This is a genomic window from Anaerobiospirillum succiniciproducens DSM 6400 (genome assembly GCF_000482845.1).
Taxonomy (GTDB): domain Bacteria; phylum Pseudomonadota; class Gammaproteobacteria; order Enterobacterales; family Succinivibrionaceae; genus Anaerobiospirillum; species Anaerobiospirillum succiniciproducens.
In genome coordinates this window covers 16,421-34,581 of record NZ_AXWV01000017.1, presented here as the reverse complement: position 1 = coordinate 34,581, position 18,161 = coordinate 16,421, and the positions used below count along the sequence as shown (strand labels likewise).

General features: G+C 43.3%; 12 protein-coding genes. 8 read left to right on the top strand and 4 right to left on the bottom strand.

Annotated elements, in window-relative coordinates; genetic code table 11:
* Positions 1-197 precede the first annotated feature (197 nt).
* Both accB and aroQ read right to left on the bottom strand, forming a co-directional pair.
* Positions 198-683, bottom strand: a complete 486-nt coding sequence (gene accB / locus H524_RS0102385) for an acetyl-CoA carboxylase biotin carboxyl carrier protein (protein WP_027939083.1) — start codon at positions 681-683, stop codon at positions 198-200.
* Between the two features lie 685 nt (positions 684-1,368).
* Positions 1,369-1,821, bottom strand: a complete 453-nt coding sequence (gene aroQ, locus H524_RS0102380) for a type II 3-dehydroquinate dehydratase (RefSeq protein WP_027939082.1) — start codon at positions 1,819-1,821, stop codon at positions 1,369-1,371.
* Between the two features lie 1,661 nt (positions 1,822-3,482).
* On the opposite strand from aroQ, the gene glyA reads away from it, so the two are divergent.
* From glyA to H524_RS0102340, 7 genes are all read left to right on the top strand, one after another.
* Positions 3,483-4,739 (top strand): serine hydroxymethyltransferase, encoded by a 1,257-nt coding sequence (glyA, locus tag H524_RS0102370; protein WP_027939080.1) that lies wholly within the window; start codon positions 3,483-3,485, stop codon positions 4,737-4,739.
* Positions 4,740-5,071: 332 nt separating this feature from the next.
* Entirely contained in the window at positions 5,072-6,868 is a 1,797-nt protein-coding gene (gene ribD / locus H524_RS16245) for a bifunctional diaminohydroxyphosphoribosylaminopyrimidine deaminase/5-amino-6-(5-phosphoribosylamino)uracil reductase RibD (protein WP_052338854.1), read from the top strand.
* Positions 6,869-7,164: 296 nt separating this feature from the next.
* On the top strand, positions 7,165-7,833 hold the full coding sequence (locus tag H524_RS0102360; RefSeq protein WP_027939079.1) for a riboflavin synthase: 669 nt from the start codon (positions 7,165-7,167) through the stop codon (positions 7,831-7,833).
* Between the two features lie 362 nt (positions 7,834-8,195).
* Positions 8,196-8,672 (top strand): 6,7-dimethyl-8-ribityllumazine synthase, encoded by a 477-nt coding sequence (gene ribH / locus H524_RS0102355; RefSeq protein WP_027939078.1) that lies wholly within the window; start codon positions 8,196-8,198, stop codon positions 8,670-8,672.
* 322 nt (positions 8,673-8,994) lie between these two features.
* Positions 8,995-9,453 carry a transcription antitermination factor NusB gene (nusB, locus tag H524_RS0102350; protein WP_027939077.1) on the top strand — a complete coding sequence of 153 codons (459 nt, stop codon included), beginning with the start codon at positions 8,995-8,997 and terminating at the stop codon, positions 9,451-9,453.
* A 570-nt stretch (positions 9,454-10,023) separates the two neighbouring features.
* A complete protein-coding gene (thiL, locus tag H524_RS0102345; RefSeq protein WP_084281612.1) occupies positions 10,024-11,145 on the top strand; it encodes a thiamine-phosphate kinase in 1,122 nt (373 codons plus the stop codon).
* Between the two features lie 433 nt (positions 11,146-11,578).
* Positions 11,579-12,358, top strand: a complete 780-nt coding sequence (locus tag H524_RS0102340; protein WP_027939075.1) for an FKBP-type peptidyl-prolyl cis-trans isomerase — start codon at positions 11,579-11,581, stop codon at positions 12,356-12,358.
* A gap of 102 nt (positions 12,359-12,460) precedes the next feature.
* Here the strand turns inward: H524_RS0102340 and pseI are convergent, their stop codons facing one another.
* Both pseI and H524_RS0102330 read right to left on the bottom strand, forming a co-directional pair.
* The gene (gene pseI / locus H524_RS0102335) at positions 12,461-13,516 is read right to left on the bottom strand and encodes a pseudaminic acid synthase (RefSeq protein ID WP_027939074.1); all 1,056 of its coding nucleotides are present in this window, start codon (positions 13,514-13,516) and stop codon (positions 12,461-12,463) included.
* A gap of 325 nt (positions 13,517-13,841) precedes the next feature.
* Positions 13,842-16,370, bottom strand: a complete 2,529-nt coding sequence (locus tag H524_RS0102330; RefSeq protein WP_027939073.1) for a protein-disulfide reductase DsbD family protein — start codon at positions 16,368-16,370, stop codon at positions 13,842-13,844.
* A gap of 865 nt (positions 16,371-17,235) precedes the next feature.
* Between H524_RS0102330 and H524_RS0102325 the strand changes: the two genes are divergently transcribed.
* Positions 17,236-17,898, top strand: a complete 663-nt coding sequence (locus H524_RS0102325; RefSeq protein WP_027939072.1) for an FxsA family protein — start codon at positions 17,236-17,238, stop codon at positions 17,896-17,898.
* Positions 17,899-18,161 lie beyond the last annotated feature (263 nt).

The following is an 18,161-nucleotide window of genomic DNA, read 5'->3' as shown; positions in this document are numbered from 1 at the left end:
ATCAATTACTAGCCACGTAAGTATCAGCAAACAAACTGATAACTTATGTTTACAAACGTCCGATAGTCTTGGTACTTGATAGTGTTGTCGTAAGACTTGTGCTTATTTGACAGGCTTAGCTTGCTCAAGTGTTTTCTATAAGCTAAGGGAAATACTCCCCTTAGCTTCGAGCAAGTTAATCAGGATGATGTTGAGTCTTATTCAAACTCGAAAATTGGCTGGTCGAACTCAACGGTGGAGCCGTTGTCAACCAGGATCTTCTTGATAACGCCGGAGCGGTCAGCAGGGATCTGGTTGATCATCTTCATGGCTTCAACGATGCACAGAGTCTGGCCTTCCTTAACGGTGTCACCAACCTCAACAAATGGCTCGGAGGTAGGGGATGCAGCACGGTAGAAGGTACCGACCATGGTAGAACGCATGACCTTGGAATCATCGACAGCAGCAGGTGCGGCTACGGCTGCAGGGGCAGCAGCTGGAGCTGGTGCGGCGGCAGGAGCAGCTGCAACAGCTGGGGCGGCAGCAACAGGTGCAGGAGCAGCAACTACGGTTTGTACGGCAGGTGCAACCACAGTAGACTGGCGAGAAATGCGGAGCTCTTCCTCACCTTGCTTTAAATTGATTTCTGCAACATCGGAGTTGGATACCAGATCAATCAATTTAGCGATCTTGTGAATGTCAATTTGCATGTAGATTCCCAATTTAAACGCGCAGTGAACTGCAACTAACCTAAAGACCAAATTAAATCATTAAGGTTCTTCTTCTAGTGAAGCTACGTAAGCGACACTGATATTTAAAGAAGGTGCAGAACTGCTGTGAAAAACAGTTGATGCAACTTAGCCACCTGTAAAGCACGATTAGATGTGCAATTAAAATTAAGTGGCTGAGCATAAAAAAGTTCAGTTTTTAAACTAGAGCTGCTTTTTTTATGCATGTAGCTAAAGCACCTTGTTTAAGGGCACTTTTAACTACTTGTTTGGTGCAAAAACTTAAAAACTAGCGATGCATTACAGCGCAACAGCAACCTGATGCGTACAACGTAAAGCGCAATATTCATACAACAGCTTAGTACTTAAGCAGATACTGTGCGTATCTGAAGATACGATGCTGTTTTGTACTCACTAAGCTATTTAACACAAACAAGCTAGGTGCTTAATGAGTAGCTAATCAAAAGCGATTATTCTATGACCTGTAGACTAAGGGTAAAGTTCCCAAAGCTTTTAGTGCTTATGATGATGGATTGTAAAAATGTGATTTAAGCTCAAAGTAAGCTTGCGCTAATCTCATTATCAAAGCTCATGTCGGTCGTAAAGTAGCATCTCTTTGAGATCCTACTTAGTCCATCTCGTAACGAGATGCAAAGCTGCTTTAGCTTTTTGATGCCTCTAGTAGGTGATAAGCCTGTTCTAGGGCATATGAGTAACCGTTTAAACCAAAGCCTACAATCACGCCAACAGCTTTGGCTGATAAGTAGGAGTGGTGTCTAAACTCTTCACGCGCATGCACATTAGAGATATGAATCTCAATGAACGGCGTATCTACCGAACTTAGTGCATCTAACAGAGCTACAGATGTATGAGTGTAGGCTCCAGCGTTAATTAAGATAAAGTCTACTTTACCGTAGGCTTGTTGAATCCTATCAACTAAGGCACCTTCGCTATTAGATTGAAAGTCCTCAAGCTCAATGCCAAGCTCACAAGCTTGCTTACGCAGCTTATTAATAAGATCCTCAAGGGTCTCTTTACCGTAAACCTTAGGCTCACGGATGCCCAAGAAGTTTAGATTTGGCCCGTTGATAACCAATACTTTGTATTTGCTCAAAGTACGTCTCCAACAAACAAAATTTTTACAATTTTACCAAAAACCGCGCATTTATTTCACTGTTTAAAACTTTTTAAGCGTTTTTAAGTCGAATTCAGCGTGCAGCTTTTGCTACTAAAACCAGTCAGATATAACACTAGAGTGCTGTGGCATTGACCTTACAATCGATGAGTAAAATTACTGTATCCATAAGGATCATTGTTTACTATCAGCGTATCTTGAGATGATGCTGATAGGTGAAAAGCCATTTTAAGCACCTAAAACAAATGCATTGGTGCACATAACTAAAGTTAGAGCTGCATTTGTAGGATTATGGCACCTAAAGATTACAAGGCTTAAGACATAGTTAAGAGTCTTGATTAAAGCCGTTGTTGAGCCTGTTTGTAGTACTTACTCGTAGTAAGTTGTACGTGACAATATCTATCCTGGATTAGTTAAATACAGTGTTTATGCTTGTAGACACTATGTTACAAATTTTCAGTGCCAGAGAGCATAATTGTCTATTTGACCTAATGAGAGGGCAAAAGTGCACAATCTCGTAAAAGACTTGTGAACAAGTGCACAAATAAAGCTAAAAGCGTCAAATCTGTAAAAAATCACTTGATTTGTTACTCTTTTTCACCTTTTTAGTCAAAAAGTAGGCAACTTAGCTCACTTTTAGATGCAAAGAGGGGCTCTACTCTAAGCCCTCTTTTAAATTATGTACAACGAAAAGTGTAAAAAGTGTATGTAAATTTATTTCATGGACGTATTGCTTGTGTTCCTAAGCTTTTATACAAGTAATGCTCTTCAAACATACTTACCAATGCCTCTTGCCATGACGAAGTTTCGAGTAAAACTTTATGCCTGAGATTAGAGGCATACGCATAAGGTGTATACACTGCTTTGGTTTAGGCATGTCCATAGCCATAGAGTGAAAGTCTATGGTCTAAAGAGCTTCATGTTGATCTTGATATTATCTAGAGTGATCCTGCCTTAGAGAAGTTTCTGCATTTTGCTGATAATAGTTGAATCAGCTGTAAAATCTTTGTGCTGAATATTGGGGCATTTTCAGCATGTTGAGGACTTATAAAGGTTTGTTGAGGATGTTAAAAGTGAAGTTGTAATTTTTTAGCGCCATGACAATGAGATCTGCTTATCATTTGGCATGTTTGTGTTAAAATTTGCGTCGTTCCGTTCGTCAGGTCATCTGAAGCCCAGTCAGCGCTGCAGATGTATCACAGTCGAACATCTCCCTGTCATTAACTTAGGGTTTTTCGCCGAACCCATTCTCATCCATTATTCACCCTTGATGCATTAGCTTGTATAAAGCGCCATTAATTGGTGAATGTAGCGGTATTTCTCAAAAAAATGGCTACTCTTTGAGTAGCGATAACTGTTAAACGATACCTTTTTGCATGGCATAGTTGTTTACTTCATGCAATGGTGAATGGTTTGGGCAAAGAGTCCTAAAGATGTTTTAGTGACCTTTATTAAAGACAATCGCACGATTGTCTTGCACTTGTTGGTTATTGTGATGCTTTTGCATCGCAGTTTGGCGCGACTGAGGATGTGGCGAAGTTTACTAGCTGCATTTGAAAGTTGCCTGACGCTTTATCAGGAGAAGTCCTCGTTGCAGTGTTGTGTACATGGCGCTGTAGCGGACAGTAATCACGCATATGATGATCAATAATTCCAAGTCTATCGCCCAATACGATCCAGAACTTTTTGCTGCAATGGATGCAGAAGATCGTCGTCAGGAAGATCATATTGAGCTTATCGCTTCTGAGAACTACGCTAGCCGTTGCGTAATGGAAGCTCAGGGTTCTCAAATGACCAACAAGTATGCTGAGGGTTACCCTGGCAAGCGTTACTATGGTGGTTGTGAGTACGTAGACGTTATTGAGAGCTTAGCAATCGAGCGTGCTTGCAAGCTGTTCAAGTGCGAATACGCAAACGTACAGCCACACGCTGGTTCCCAGGCTAACTGTGCAGCCTACATGGCTCTGTGCAATCCAGGTGACACTATCTTAGGTTTATCCTTAGCCTCCGGCGGTCACTTAACCCACGGTGCATCTGTAAGCTTCTCTGGTAAGGTTTACAACTCTGTTCAATACGAAGTAAACGAGGCAGGTGAGCTTGACTACGAGAACATCCGTAAGATGGCTCTTGAGTGCAAGCCAAAGGTTGTAGTAGCTGGCTTCTCTGCTTACTCAGGCATCGTTGATTGGAAGAAGATGCGTGAGATCGCTGACGAGGTTGGCGCATATCTGCTCGTTGATATGGCTCACGTAGCAGGCTTAGTAGCTGCTGGCATATACCCATCTCCAATCGACCACGCCCACGTAGTTACCACCACCACCCACAAGACCTTAGGTGGCCCACGTTCTGGTCTTATCTTATCTAACTGCCACGACGAGAACATCTACAAGCGTCTGAACTCTGCCATCTTCCCTGGTTCACAGGGCGGTCCTTTAATGCACGTTATCGCTGCTAAGGCTGTTTTATTCAAGGAGGCTATGGAGCCTTGGTTCGTTGAGTACCAAAAGCAGGTAGTAGCTAACGCTAAGGCAATGTGCGAAGTTGTTATGCAGCGTGGTTACAAGGTTGTATCCGGCGGCACTCAGAACCACTTATTCTTATTAGACTTCATCGGTCTTGAGATGACTGGTAAGGATGCTGAGGCAGCTTTAGGCGCAGCTAACATCACCGTCAACAAGAACTCAGTTCCTGGCGATCCACGTAGCCCATTTGTTACTTCTGGTCTGCGTATCGGTACTCCAGCTTGCACCCGTCGTGGTTTCAAGGAGGCTGAGGTTCGCGAGTTAGCTAACATCATGTGTGATGTTTTAGATAACTACAAGGATGAGAGCGTAATTGAGGCTGCTCGTGCTAAGGTTCAGGCCTTATGCGCTAAGTTCCCTGTATACGCCGACTAATTTAAATTACGATCTTTGTAAGTAACAACTGCCATTAGCCATGTTTTATGGCTTTTGATAAGTTACAGATGCACCAAGGGTGCAAGTTTATGTAGACTTTTTTGTAGTTGTTTAACACTATTGGCATTTGTGTAGCATACTTTCTTTTAGGTTGTGTAAAATCACACATACTAAGATTTAATGCTGCAAATGCAAGATCGATAAACCTAAATAAGCTTTAGGTTCAATGTGAGCTGCATCTGAAGGCAACATGCTTAAAGATGTGGCTCTTTGTTTTTTTATGGGTACTAAAAATACCTGGGTGTGTGGCAAATCGGCTTTGGAGTTTCGCTATGGGTAAGCAAAAGCATAGTGATGAGTATTACTTAGAAATGGCTTTAGCTGAAGCGCAAAAGGGGCGCTTCACTACCTCGCCAAATCCTGCTGTAGGCTGTGTCATTGTTCGTGATAGTAAGATCCTAGGTATGGGTTATCACCACTGTGCAGGTCAGCCACATGCTGAGATTATGGCACTCAGAGCAGCCGACTATCAGGTCAATAACGCTACTGCATATGTGACTTTAGAGCCATGCTCTCATTATGGCCGCACTCCACCTTGTGCTAAGGCACTAATTGATGCCGGTATCTCACGTGTGGTGATTGGTTCAACTGATCCAAACCCAAAGGTCTCAGGTCGTGGCATTAAGATGCTTGAAGAGTCTGGTATTGAGGTCAAGATTGCATCAGGCAAGATCGCTAAAAAGTGCGTTAAGCTCAATCGAGCCTTCTTTAAGTCCATTAAGAGTGGTAGACCATTTACTATCTTAAAGTACGGCATGTCTTTAGATGGCAAGGTAGCTTTATCCACTGGAGAGTCTAAGTGGATTACCAATAATGCCTGTCGTTCGGATGTACAGCGTTTAAGATTATGGTCAGATGCCCTCATTACCTCGCACAAGACTATTACTTCAGACAACCCAAAGCTCAATGTGCGTCTTGAGGATGTACCAATTAAGCTCTTAACTGGTTTGGATACTACTTTAATTACCCAGCCAATCAAGGTAATTATCGATAGCCATGCCCAGCTTTTGCCAAATTACTCTTTAAAAGATTTAGACAAATACGCCATCTTTACCTCTGGTGAGAACTACATAGTCGTAGGCACTAATGAGTCCTTTGCCGATCCAAATGCTGCTCCAAAACGCACTAGCAAAGTAAAGAAAGCTGCACAGACCTCATCTCAAGCTGACGCTACAACAGATTGTATGTGTTGCGCCGCAGGAGATGGTACTGAGTCAAAGGCAAGTGCCGCCACTAAGTCACGAAAAGCCAAGGGAGCTTCATCATCTAAGAGCGCTGATGCTAAGGCCACAGCATCAAAAACAACTGCAGATAAGAGTACTGCCACTAAGAGTACTGCCACAAAGGCAGCTGCCGCCAAGAGCAGCAGTACAAAGGCCACTTCCGCTAAGAGCAGCAGTACAAAGGCCACTTCCGCTAAGAGCAGTGGTACAAAGGCCACTGCTACTAAGAGCATTGCTGCAAAGTCATCTGCTACTAAGAGCACTGCAGCAAAGGCTACTGCAGATAAAGCTAGCAAGTCTAGAAAAGCAGCCACTACAAAGAAGGCTGATCGTAAGCGCGTGGAGGTGAGTGCTTCAATCGAGCCAAAGGCAAAGACTACAAAATCTGCCTTAGCGGCGAAAAATAAGGTTGCTCCCAAGGAGATGTGCGTCAGCTGGCATATCAATCAAGATAAGGTCATAGCTCGAGGCGCTAACTTTGTTGTCGAGCAGTGGTCAGAGCGTGTCAAGATTCTCGTAGTCCCATTTGCCTTGGGTACTGATGGTAAAGAGCATGCTTCACTTAACGCTGTCATGGACTTCTTAGGCTCTAAGGATATTCGTGTGGCAATGGTTGAGGCTGGTTCTAATTTAGGCTCTTCGTTCCTAGAGCAAGATTTAGTCGATGAGTGCTATTGCTATATCGCCCCAATGCTCTTAGGCCAAAATGCTAAGAGTGCCTTTGCGATCGCAGAGCCAAAGCGTCTTGCTAATGCGATGAAGTTTGATAAGTGTAAGGTACGTACTTTTGGTGACAACATTGGCCTAGTACTCACTAAAAAGCGCAGCTCCAAAAAGAAAGCCTAACTATTCCAAAAAGAAAGCCTAACTTTGAATAGTGAGGTTCACGAGACTAAGTAGTGATGTGGTAGCACCTCGTGTAACTGAGCTTAATTGTTTGTATGTTTTTATCGCGCGGTTGAAGGCTTATGAGTCTTTGGCAGCGCGATTTTTGTATGGTCTTAACAAGACATTCATGGCTTACCCCTTAGCTTGTTGTGTTGTGGTAAGCTAAGCAAACTTTAGAGCAATTAACAGCAAATGAATGTGCTTTAGCTTAATTTTTGCTCTTATGTGCTGCAGAACTTAGCAAGGGTTTGATCATGTTTACAGGAATTGTAGAGAGCAAAGGCGTTATTCAGACTATCGAGCAAAACGGTAAAGGTGCGCATATTGTGGTACGCACTAAGCCTGAGTTTTTAAAAGACAGAGTACGCTTGGGTGATTCCATTGCTACTAATGGCGTATGCTTAACTGCAACTGCTCTGCATGAGGATGCCTATGAGGCCGACTTATCCTTTGAAAGCGTGGACTTAACCTGCTTTAAGTATTACACCGTAGGTACTGAGGTGAATTTAGAGCTTGCATGTACTCCACATACTCGTCTTGGTGGTCACATCATGCAAGGTCACGTCGATGGTGTAGGTACTGTGCTGCAAAACTATCGCGTGGATGAGGCCCTGACTATTTGGATTCAGGCACCTGAGCACCTTAAGCGTTATATTGCTATGAAGGGATCAATTGCGGTTGATGGTGTATCCCTTACCGTAAATGAAGTACGTGATACTGATTTTCGCTTAACCTTAATTCCGCATACCGTAAGCGAAATTGCGACTAGCTTTAGACCAGGATCAAAGGTCAATCTTGAGGTTGATGTGCTTGCTCGTTACTTAGAGCGTCTTATGAGTGCTAATGCACAAGATGAAAAAGCAGATGGTCAGAAAAAAGAGGGTTTAACATTAGAAACCCTGCAGCAAAACGGCTTTTTCTAACAGTTAGTCAAAGCGTGCCTTTTCTAAAAGTAAGTAACAGCGTACTTTGCATAAGCGCAACTGCTTGCGTTTATCGCTGTGTATATCACGATGTGTTTTGTGCCGTCTTTTGACATTGGTCAGATAGGCTCTTTAGAAATCGTGCTATACTTTTAAAGTTAAAAATGGCGGATGTGTGCGCTTTGATCCGTCGTTTTAGATGACTAAAGATGCCATGATGTGCTCTTTAGCCATAATTAAGAGCGCCAGATTTCTAGCAGCATTGCTGCACAACATGTTTTGAAAAACTCTAGGAATTTGATATTTAGCAGGTTTGTTTAGGTTTTTCCTGTTATCTCCTAGAGTCTACCGGAGTCCGTTTAATGGCCGTTAAGTTCATTGAAGGCGTTAAGCCTTGCTCTGATGCTAAAGTAGGCATCGTAGTTTCACGTTTCAACAGCTTCATCTGTGAGCCTTTACTTGCAGGTGCTATTGATACTCTGCACCGCGACGGTCTTATCGAGGATGACAACATCACTGTAGTACGCGTACCAGGTGCTGTTGAGATTCCTTTAGCTCTTGAGGCTATGGCTAAGAGCGGTAAGTATGACGCTCTCATCGCATTAGGCTGCGTAATCCGTGGCTCAACTTACCACTTTGAAATCGTTGCCAATGAGTGTGCTAAAGGCATTACTCAGGTTACCCTGTCTAATCAGACCATCGTATCTAACGGTGTTCTGACCACCAACACCATTGATGAGGCTGTTCAGCGTGCTGGTTCTAAGGCTGGTAACAAGGGCTCTGAGGCCGCTGCTGCAGCTTTAGAAATGATCAATGTAATGCGTCAGCTCAAGAACTAATTTATTAGTCTCAAGCTCGTATTACTCTTGCGCTTTGCAAGCTAAGAGATGGTGGTGTTTTACTTAAATAATACTCCATCTTTAGTGCCGTCATGCTCATGAATATTATGAGCGTTGCGATTGTCTATTTAGGCACACTATCATGTGCTTAAGTTTGCTTTGCTCTAAAGCTTGTGCAGGACGATGAGTCTGAGCACATCGTCACAAAGAAGTAATTCTGCGATCTAATGCAGGTTGGTCGCCTCATATGATTTACAGCCGCTGAGGCTGCAAGATGAGGATTAGATATCCTGCTAACGAAATAATCTTATTAGAGGTTTATATGGATCAAACAGAGGGTTCAGCTACCCCGGCCATGCGTCACAAGGCACGTCATTTTGCCTTGCAGGCTATTTATCAGTGGCAATTGACTGGCATGCCTGGTCACACCATTGAAGAGCAGTTCCTCGAAGATCAGCCAGTTCAGGGTGCTGATCTTGAATATATGCACGATCTGATTCAGGGTGTTATCGCTAATTGCGATTTCCTCGATAGTGTATTTGAGCCTTACCTGTCTCGCCCACTCAAGGAGTTAGATCAGGTAGACAAGGCCATTTTACGCCTTGGTACTTTCGAGCTTAACTACCGTCAGGATGTGCCATTCAAGGTTGTCATCAATGAGTCCATCATGCTGGCAAAGTCATTTGCAGAGCAGGACAGTCATAAGTTTGTAAACGGTGTACTCGACAAAGTGGTTAAGGCCATTCGTCAGTCACCAAACAAGCCAAACGGCCAAAACTAATAACTATCGATAAGGCAGCATAAGCTTAAGCATGCTTATGTATGCCTTGTTAAGACAGTTAAGTTCAGACCTGCTTGCAGGTCTGAATTAATAGCCCATCTAAATACTTCAAAACGTTAAGCTTAGCTTAGCCGTGCGCACTAGAGTAAGCAGCCCATCTACTTATCCATCATCTCATCAAGCCTCGAGCTTCAAGCTACGCATCTCCCCATCAAGCATCAAGCCTAAAGCTGAGCATCTCCCCATCAATCTAGCGGTCGGTACGCCCACCATTTTCCAATCTGCAACTAGCAGTTACCACTCTAGTAGATTTGTTCATGGCAGCGCTATATTGCTCTTATATAATTCTTCTCATTACTGATCTTCTCTTATTTGGCATAATGCATGAGCTAATGTGCTGTAGTTGAGTTTAGATCGCCATGGTGCTGCATATGCGTCTATTTTTGGTGTTGCATATGCGTTTAGACCGCCATAGTTTTGCAAATGCTTCTAGACCAAAGCTGCGCAATGGCTTGAGCGAGTCTTTTTGGACTTGTTGTTAGTGCAATATGATGCGATTGAGTGGGGAAAATGATGGCCATTGATGAGTTTGACTTTATCCATAAGTACTTTGCTAATCTCAACTCTGCCTTTGACGGTCAGGCCCGTAAAAATGGCTTGGATGTAGGTATTGGTGATGATGCAGCCTTGATAAAGTTTGATGGAACTTATGCCGTTACCACCGACTCACTCATTGAGGGCGTTCACTTTTTTAGTGGCTTTAATCCATTCTTACTCGGATCTCGTGCGCTTGAGGTTAACTTCTCAGATGTCTATGCCATGGGATCACAGCCTCAGTTCATTACTTTAGCGCTAGAAGTGCCAGAGCGTTACATCGGTCTTGATGAGTTTTGGACACCATTTTCTAAAGGCATCGAGGATGCGCTTAAGCGCCACAAGTGCGCACTCATTGGCGGCAATATCACTAAATACACCACTAAAGATGCTCCTTTGTCCATGAATATCACGGCTTTTGGTAAGCAAGTTGATCCTAACGCTCGCCTCTTGCGTTCAGGTGCTAAGGTTGGCGATCTCATCTTATGTACCGGCTCAATTGGCGGAAATGGCATCTACGTTGAGGCAGGCTATAACGGAAAGCTAAAGCTGTTAGATAAAGATGTCTTTGCATCCTTTGAACAAGCCTCTTATGGCTATGATGAGCGCATGCATCGCTTTGTTGAGATCTTAGTTAAATACTGCAAGTGTGCTGTTGATGTATCCGATGGCTTACTTGGCGATCTTAGCCACATCCTTAAACACTCTAATTGTGCTGCCAAGCTAAACTGCAACAAGCTGCCATTAGTAAAGCTAGATAAATCGATTAAAGATACCTTGGGTCTTGATGATGCCAAGATCTTACGCCATGGTCTTAGCAGTGGCGGTGACTACAACTTGCTCTTTACTCTAAGATCTGAGCACGAAGAAGCTTTCTTTAATGAGCTTAATGCAGATGCCGAGCTTAAAGGCTTTTTAGTTAGCGTCATTGGAAAGATTGAGGCAAAGGACACTGTGCTCAACAGCTCTGATACCAATGCCCCATCTGCACAAAACTTACTTAGTACCGACAGCAGCCTCATTAGGCTTATCGATGATGATGGCAATGATTTTTCTATTAATCTTGCTGCAAGCTCGTACAACCACTTCACAAGCTAATTTTCACAAGTATTTATCTACTTATCCCATCAATATAGAGGTATAGGCCTTAAGCGCCTTTGGCTATGCTGTGTGAGCCTCATTGTGGCAACTGCAACTTGCGCTAATGAGTTTAAGTAACATGGACGTAGACATTTGCGCTTATGTGCTTTTTTTTGTTTATCTTTTGCACACAAAGCGGCGTCTGTGGCATTATTAGCATGCTTTTGCTGTTGGACAGTACAAATCTGAGCTAGTCACAGTCAAATCAGATTTTATGTGACTAAGCTTTAGCTAATACAACAGTGATAAGCTACTGACAACAAGAGAGATAACTCTCTTAAGAACGCACTTAACTTAAGTGTCATTTTCTAATGTGTTATGCGTTGAGGCGGTATTCCAGGGCTGTTAGATGACCTTCCTGGAATACCCGGCCTTGCGCTGGGTGTTTTTGATGAAGAAGAATATTTTAGCCATTTCCTTACTGGCAGCTTCAGTATTTGCAGTTACCGCTTGCGGTGGTGATGACAAGAAGGGTGCTGATGCATCTGCAGCTGTTAGCGCAGCAGCTAACGTAAAGGTTGATGAGAAGAGCTCTTTTGAGGACAAGGTTTCCTATTCTGTAGGCGCTTCTGTTGGTTCTTACATTGCAACCATTCACCGTGAGCAGAGCGAGTTCATTGGTAGCCTTAACAACGACATTGTTATTAAGGGTTTCATCGATGCATTAAACTCTTCAACCACCTTATCTGACGAAGAGATCTCTGACACCTTAGTAACCTTAGACAAGAAGGTTCGTGAAGGCGTAGATAAGAAGCAGAAGGCTGATGCTAGCAAGACCTTAGAAGATGGCAAGAAGTTCTTAGAGGAAAACGCCAAGAAGGAAGGCGTTAAGACTACTGAGTCTGGTCTGCAGTACAAGGTTTTAAAGGAGGGTAAGGGCAAGACTCCTACCCCAACTGATACCGTTCGTGTAACCTACAAGGGCACCTTAATCGACGGTACTGTTTTTGATGAGCAGCAAGAGCCTATCTCATTCCCACTGGCTAACATCATCCCAGGTTGGATTGAGGGTCTGCAGTTAATGAAGGAAGGCGGCTCTATGGAGCTGTACATCCCATCTGATCTTGCTTACGGCGAGATGGCCGCAGGCGACTTAATTAAGCCTAACTCAACTTTAGTATTCCGCATTGACTTAGTTGAAGTTGTTGCTCCAGAGGCTAAGAAGAAGTAATTTTCTTAAGTCTATGATACAAGCCTAGCTTGTAGCAAAATGAAAAAAGGCCCTAAGGTAGATTACTTTAGGGCCTTTTTTCGCTTTTGACTTAGTTAGATGTTATAGAGGTCTAAAGTCATCTACTGCCAGAGGGGTTGGAGCTTCAACATCTTTGGTAGCTCTCTTGCCAAGGAAGTCTTTTAATCTACGTGGCTCCAGACCGCAACCAGGGCGCACAATACGCACGTGATCTTCAGTGAGCACATCACCAGCTTTTAAAGAACGCACTAAGTATACCGAGCGGCGATCAACACGCTTTTGCATGTCGATATCACCAAGCTTAATGCCTTTGACGCCTAAGGACATAGCTGCAATAACGCTTTGATCTTTGAGATCACGCAGCTCTTGAGGAGTCATAGAAAAAGCTGCATCAATACCGCTGTCGCGATCGCGAGCAAAGTGCTTTTCAATCATGTCAGCGCCCAAGGCAGTCGCTGCGATATCTAAGGTATGGCCGATAGCGTGGTTAGAGAGGCCTGCCTTGCAGCCATAACGCTCTTTGAAAAACGGAATAGAGTTGAGGTTGAAAGTCTTAGGATCAGCTGGATAACGGCTTTCACAGTGCAAGATAGTCAGATCTTTACAGCCATTATCTTGAGCAACTTTCACTGCATAATCGATTTCTTCTAAGGTAGCTAAGCCTGTAGACATGACCAGAGGCTTTTTAGTCTGAGCGCAGTAGGCGATGAGCTGAGGGTAGTTAAGCTCAAATGATGCAATCTTATAGACTGGGCATCCAGCCTTTTCAAGCACGTCAACATCATCAGGGCAGAATGGGGAGCTAAATAAAGAAATGCCTTTAGCACGAGCATGGGCAAATAAAGGATCCATCCACTCACGTGGAGTTTTAGCCTCTTTGTACAGATCATAGAGCTTATATCCACTCCACAGTCCGCTATTGATTCTAAACTCAGGGCGATCACAGTTAATGGTAATGGAATCTTCAGTATAGGTCTGAATCTTTACCATATCGGCACCACACTCATGCGCAAGTTCGATAAGCGCAATGGCCTCTTCAATACGACCCTGATGGTTGCCCGAGATCTCGGCTACAATGACAGGAGGACGTGGCTCAAAAGTTTCGTCAGTACCCTCAATAGTAAATCTCTCGCCCATTAGTAACTCCTTAAAGAAATCTAGTTAGTGCCGTTGGCACATCCACGCCATTATAAACCGCTAGCACTCAATTAGTGTCTAATACAGCACGCCAAATGCCAATAAAGCTGCATTCATGTGCAAAAACCAACAATGCACGTTCTCATGGTATGTTGCTGAAAAAATAGGCCCAAATGAGCTATTGTGTAGCTGAAAACAAAACAGGCCCAAATGAGCTATTGTGCAGCTGAAAAATGAGGCCCAAATGAGATATTGTGTGGCTGAAAACAAAACAGGCCCAAACCTGATGGATTGGGCCTGTGTGATTGTCAATTGTGTCTTTGTGCTATGGCAACTTGTTTAAGTTTTCCACGGCTTTGAGTACTTGCTCTTGAGTGGCTAGACCTAAGCCCGAATCTACGACCTTGCCAGCCTTATCAAGAGTTACAAAGAATGGCACGCCAACTACGTGGTACTTGTCTACTAATGCCTTGATGCTTGGGTCGGCTGCATCAGTGATATTGATGACTACACGACGCATGCTTGAGGTAGCATCTAAGAAAGGCTTTTGTGAGTAAATGGTCTTCTCCATGTACTTACAATTGGTACACCACTCAGCTGTGAAGACTACGTATGACTTGTTATTAGCAGTTACATTCTTTAAAGATGACTTACTTGATGCGCCATAGAACTCAGAGTATGTATTATGGTCATTGTTCTTTTGAATGTATGGCAGCGACATGAAAGTCAGAGCTGCGGCAGCAATACAGCTTATGCTAGTGGTTAATACCGCCATCTTCTTACGTACGATAATGTATAAGATGGTGCTCAAGGCATATGCGCTACAGATAAAGATGGTAGCTGCAGCAAAGAGTGATTCAGAGCGGCCCATCATATGACGGGTAATGACATAAGCGGTAACGACTAGAATAATGGCCATAACACGCTTAATAACCTCACCTGCGATACCTGAGTGCTGTAAGAACTTAGAGCCAAATACACCAATAATAAATAAAGGAGCAGCCATACCTAAGCCAATAGCAAAGAACACTAAGGCACCGATCATGAGGTTGCCACTTTGCATAACGTACAGCAGAGCACCTGCAAGCGGTGCTGAGGTACATGGGCTAGCAATTAAAGCTGAGAGCAGGCCTAAGAGGAATGCACCAGAGAAACTTCTGGTGTTGAGAACTGAGATCTTAGACTGCAGTTTATTGGTAAAGCCTTGCGGTAGCTTGAGCTCAAACCAGCCAGCACAAGCTGCAGCACAGATTAAGAGCAAGATGGCGATCAGAGCGGTTAACACAGGGCTTTGCAGGAGGCCATGCAGCTGAGCACCTAAAAGTGAGAATGCCACGCCAAGAACGGTGTAGGTTAAGGAAAGACCCATGGCATAACCAAAGTTTTGCCATGCTAGATGTTTTAGGCGTTCGGCACGTGACAAGAGATCTAAATCGACATTAGCCTTTTTCTGATTAGGACTTGATGGATCCATTGGGCGACGATTGCCATTTGGTCCAATGATCATGGCAGAGAAAATTGGCAGCATTGGCAGCACACATGGAGTGAGGTCAAGGCCAATACCCAAGGCAAAGCATAACAATAAACCGATGAGTAAATTTTCAGTCAGCAATGCACTGATCGCATCTGACTTGCCCTCAGTATCAATCATGTAATCCATGACGCTACGCTTTTGCGCAGGTGGATTAAATGATTTAGTTACGGTCTGTTCACTAGAGGTAGTGGCACTGTCAGAATCGCTAAGCTCATCTTCATCTTTATCATCTGCATCAGTGGATGTAGTTTCGCCTTCAAAGTTATAGTTACCAGTGGCGTATTTAGATAGCTCCTCAACTGAAGTTACACCAATCTTATTGAGATCTTCGGTGCTGTACATGCTTTGAGTTTTGAAGTTGTAAACATCTTCATTAGAGCTATTGTTGTATTCACTAGCATGACGAGAAAGGTTGCTAAGGAGCGCACTACCAACAGCTACGGTAGGCTCAATACCATTAGGAGGGTAGTCTTGATCTAATGGTGCCTCATGCATCTTATCCATGTCATTTTCAGACATGATTGCAGCTACATTTGCCTCAGAGTCGGTAGTTGTGTTTTCAGAGGCCTTGGTTGCTAAAGCTTTAGCTTCATCTTTAGCTTTGGCCGCCTTGCTTGCCTCTTCTCGAGCCAGGAGTACTTGATCCTCGCTCATGGTCTTTTTAATGACAAAGGTAAAGCGTTGTGGCGGATAGCAAATACCTGACTCGTCACAGCCTTGATAGTTAAAGTCTAAGACTGCGCCAGAGGTAGCCTTAATTAAAGGGACGCGAATATCTACACGATCAAAGTAAACCTCGGAGGTGCCTAAAGCATCTTTGTGGATGACAGCTTCAGGCATGATTGGGTCACTAAAGCGTACTTGATCTTTATTGCCATTGATGAGGATAGAGCTTTTATAAACGTATGACTTATTGCGCATCGAGATAGTGAAGACAACATCTCCACCATCAAGGTCTGCATCCAGATAAAAAGGTAAGGTATTGACTAAAGCAGGAGCTCCTGCATAAAAGAAATTGTTCTCTAGTCCACCAGAGCCATTTAAAAAGTCGGTATTGACGGTAGGAGGCGCGTTCTTGAGTACTCCGCCAGTGTCAATTTCATTGATACCAAAGCCGCCAGAGAATTGTTGTGAGTCAATTACGACAGGATCGGTAAGTCGTTGCTCGCTTACTTTTGCCTTGTGGTTATCGGTAGCAGCATTAGCAGCGCCTACACTTAGAATGCTACAAAGTGAGATGGCACTAGCTATGGCAAGGCTCTTCACTTTTGACAAGGTAAGAGCAGATAAGGGACGGTTAGCTAATGAAATAAGCGTCATAATCCTCATTTAGCGCGTATACCCCTGGCTATATCAAGCGGAGAATGCGCTTATCTCCTTTAAAGTACAGTTAAGAAAGTTTTCGTTTTCAACGATCTTTGGGCTTATGTAGCTGATGAATTGCTGATTAACTACTTGCAACAGTTGCTAATATTACAACGCATGATACGGTTTTTTCTTAGCAACTTGCTAAGTAATGTCAGTCACAGGCATAAGATTCTCATTGTACAGATTTGAATACCAGCCTAATAAGATGCAATCTTAAAGATGAGCTTGCATAGTAGCACGATACAAGGAATAAGCTTTTGCATGCACAAGCAGTCGCCTTATGTTTTCTTGAGTGGATCTTCAATAAGCTGTAAGTAAGATTAGTCAAAACACCTTATCTTGTACTTTGTGTACTGTAATATCGCAACGGCTCTAAAACGTGAGATAATTAGGAAATAATGAATGCTGTAAAAGCCTAGGCTAACTCAATTGATTTGAGTAAAACTGCATAGATATGTGCTTGTGTGTGGTATGCCAAATTGCCGCAAAGGATCTTTTAGTAGTTGAGAAAAATTTGCACTAATGATCCATCAGTATAATTTTGCAAAGCCCAATATAATAGAGGTACAGACCTATCATCTGTTAAAAGAAAGCTGCTTCGACAATTCATAAAACGTCCTTTACAGTATGTTTTAGCAGTCGAAGAATAGGTTTGCATGGCAAAACTTATAGATAAGAGGCTCTCTCTTATCCTTACCCCCGCGCATCAGAACAAACTTAAGCTTGGCGCTATTGCACTACAAAGAGTACGCCCTCGAGCGTGCTTTTTTAGTTTATATACCATTAAACGCCTGTACTTGCCTTTCAGGAGCTCCGTATGCCATTACTTGTCATCTTCTTTTTATGGTTTGCACTAGAGATTTATGCATTCGTGCTCGTGGGTGACGCTTTAGGCTACTTAGCTGCTATTTTCCTTATTTTTGCCATTGGCTATATCGGTGTAGCAATTACTCGTAAGGTTTTAGCCCATGACCTTAAGGTATTGCACTTTGCAATGCAGATCTTAATGAATACGGGGGCGGGCGATGAGTCTGATCCTTTATTCAAGAAGGTTATGAGCACTATTGAAAACACTGATGCTAGTGCTAGAGGCGCATTCATCTCCTCCTTACGTATGCGCTGCTTAAAAGATCAGGGCATCATCGCTTTATTTGTGATTCCAGGTTTTATTACTGATGCTTTTGCACTGCTGTTTTTATTACTGAGCTTAAAGTCAGGCTTAGTTGAGGGCATGTTCTCAGGTAAGGTCTTTGAAAAGGCAAGCGTCTTTGGCTTTGCTAGCAAGGGTACAGATCCTTATGGCAAAAGTGCTCGTGATTTAGAAAAGGAAGCTGAGGCATTTGCTAAGGAACAACAGGGCAATATTCCAACTATGCGTCCAGATGCAGGCAAGGCCACAGTAGAAGAAATGAAGTCACGTTTCCAAGCTGAAAAAGAAATCAAGGATGCCAAATTCGAGGAGATAAAGGATGACGAATAACTCTCCTCTTCAAGCTCTAAAGTCGCAATGTCAGTTGATACGAGTGGCAAGATTTCTAGAGCGACGATGCTCTTTTAAATAAGTCTAGCCTTACTCATGATTAGGCAGACATTACATTAAGCTAACTTTCATCAGCACATGCTCTTAACAGCTTGAGTGCACAATGTGCGCTGGTAGGCTTTTTCCATGGCTTTATAGCCAGAGTTATTTTTAGAGCGTGCAATAGATAGTTGTCTACCATTACAAAACTCAAAGACCAAAGT